This is a genomic window from Alkalihalobacillus deserti, assembly GCF_020734105.1.
In the GTDB taxonomy this organism is placed as follows: Bacteria; Bacillota; Bacilli; order Bacillales; family Bacillaceae_D; genus Halalkalibacter; species Halalkalibacter deserti.
Genome location: NZ_JAJAFR010000056.1, coordinates 1 through 2519, shown reverse-complemented (window position 1 = coordinate 2519; position 2519 = coordinate 1). Strand labels below are relative to the sequence as shown.

At 37.1% G+C, this 2519-nt stretch carries 2 protein-coding genes; both read left to right on the top strand.

The window, feature by feature from the left end; genetic code table 11:
* Window positions 1-747 (top strand): ornithine cyclodeaminase family protein (locus LDX58_RS25500; RefSeq protein WP_227940466.1); only part of this gene is annotated, 747 nt, incomplete at its 5' end.
* Window positions 748-1182: 435 nt separating this feature from the next.
* Window positions 1183-2519 (top strand): aldehyde dehydrogenase family protein (locus tag LDX58_RS25495; protein WP_227940465.1); only part of this gene is annotated, 1337 nt, incomplete at its 3' end.

Here is a 2519-nt window from a genome sequence, read left to right as displayed (position 1 = left end):
GCCTCAGCAATCATAATTTTAACCGACCCTAATAACGGTTTTCCTTTAGCGATTATGGATGGAACTATTGTAAGCGCTATGAGGACAGGAGCAGCAACTGGGATTGCAGCTAAATACTTAGCTAATCCGAACTCTAAAATTGTTGGTATTATTGGTGCAGGTGTTCAAAGTAGAACTCAATTAATGGCTATTGTAGGGGTTTTCGGAAGTAATATTGAAGAAATTAAAGTCTACGATTTAAATAGTGAAAAGACAAATGAGTTTGCAAAAGAAATGTCAAATGAACTAAATGTAAGTGTTGTCTCTGTAGAGAGTACAGAAGAAGCGTTTAAAGATTCTGATATTGTGGTAACAGCAACGATGTCTACCTACCCATATGTAAAAGGAGAATGGCTTAAAGAAGGAGCATTCCATTCTGAAATATCCTTTTGGGACACGGACCCAGCAGAACTAATTCACTATAACAAAGTGGTTGTAGATGATTTTGAACACGTGAAACATCACGGAGTAGATGTTAGTTATAGAGCAGTCCGTGATGGGGTTATAAAAGAAGAATCCGTATTTAATTTAGGAGAAATTATTACTGGAAAGAAAATCGGAAGAGAGAATTCTAAACAAAAAATCTTATTCAATCCAATTGGTATGTCGATACACGATGTTTCTGAAGCTCATAGAGTGTATTTAAATGCTAAGCAATTAGGTATCGGAAGTGATCTTTCCCTTTGGGAGAACCCTCATTGGTTGTAAAAACTATGGTTCTGATGGGGAATGAATATGGAGAAAATATTAAGCAATACTTTTTCAGACACTTGCTAAAAGTAAAATGGGAAATCGGAAAAAAATACGGGTTAAAACTGGAAGCAAAAGTTTTGTCGCAGGAGACTCCATTATGCACGCTCTAGATAGTATTCGAAACTCCCATGTTTTAACAAGCAAAACCACGATGAATGAAAACTAGAATTAACGCCTTAGTTTTCGTATAAAAAGTAAACGAAGATGGCATGGTGCGATGCTGAGTTTTTTTAGGGGAATATGTTTATACAGAGAAGGAAGCTTTTGAAGCAACTCGTAATTGTTTACTCACCCTAGATGCTATTTTATGAGAAGGCTCGTAGAGCGACCTGAGAATGTGACATTTGTTTTAAAAAAAACATTTAAATAAACCATTAGGGGGAACTAAAAATGACTAAAACTCTTCAAACTTTTAAGTTGGATACGTTCAAGAACGAACCCAATACGGACTTTTCACTAGACGGTGAGGTAAAGGCGTTAAAAGAAGCTATCTCTTCTGTTAGACGTAATTTAGGAAAAGAATATCCTGTGATTATCGGAGGAGAAAAAATTTATACGGAAGATAAAATCACTTCTATTAATCCAGGAAAGAAAGAAGAAATTGTTGGCTACATGAGCAAAGTAGATCGTGAGATGGCTGAAAAAGCTTTACACACGGCTACGGAGACGTTTGAAACTTGGAAACTAGTAAAGCCAGAAAAACGAGCTTCTTATTTATTCAAAATAGCAGATTTAATGAGAGAACGACGTCATGAATTATCAGCTATATTAATTATTGAAGCAGGAAAGAACTATGAAGAGGCCGATGGTGAAGTTTCAGAAGCAATTGATTTCTTAGAGTATTATGGGAGATCGATGATTCAATTGGATGAAGATACACATTACTTGAAAAGTCTTCCCGATGAGAAAAATAACCTAACATATATTCCGTTAGGTGTAGGTTTTATCGTTCCACCTTGGAACTTCCCTTTAGCCATTTGTGTTGGTTTAACGGTATCGGCAGTAGTTACAGGTAATACGACTCTTGTAAAACCAGCATCTTTAACACCTATTATTGCCTATAAATTTGTTGAACTAGCAGAGGAAGCTGGTCTGCCAAGTGGAGTGATTAATTTCATACCAGGGGATTCCTCCGTAATGGGCGACTTTATAACAGGACACCCGCTTACACGTTTTATTAGTTTCACAGGATCTAAAGATGTAGGCCTTCATATAAATGAGCTTGCAGGAAAAACAGCGAAAGGTCAAAAATGGATTAAGCGAGTAAATGCAGAAATGGGAGGAAAAGATGGAATTGTCGTCGATGAAACAGCAGATTTAGATGCGGCTGCGGAGTCAATTGTGTCATCGGCATTTAGTTTCCAAGGTCAAAAATGTTCAGCGGGTTCACGCGCCATTATTGTTGAAAGTATTTATGACGAATTGGTGGAAAAAGTGGTGCAGTTAACGAAAGAATTAAGTATTGGGAACGGAGAAGACGATAATGCGATTGGTCCTGTTATTGATGAAAAAGCGTATAACAGCATTCTAAATTATATTGAAATCGGAAAAGGTGAGTCCACTCTCCTTATAGGTGGCAATACGGGAGACACTGAAGGATTCTATATTAATCCAACTATTTTTGGAGATGCCGATCGTAATAGTAGAATTATGCAGGAAGAAATCTTTGGCCCTGTCCTTGCGATTGCGAAAGCAAAAGACTGGGAAGAAGCGATTGAGATTTATAA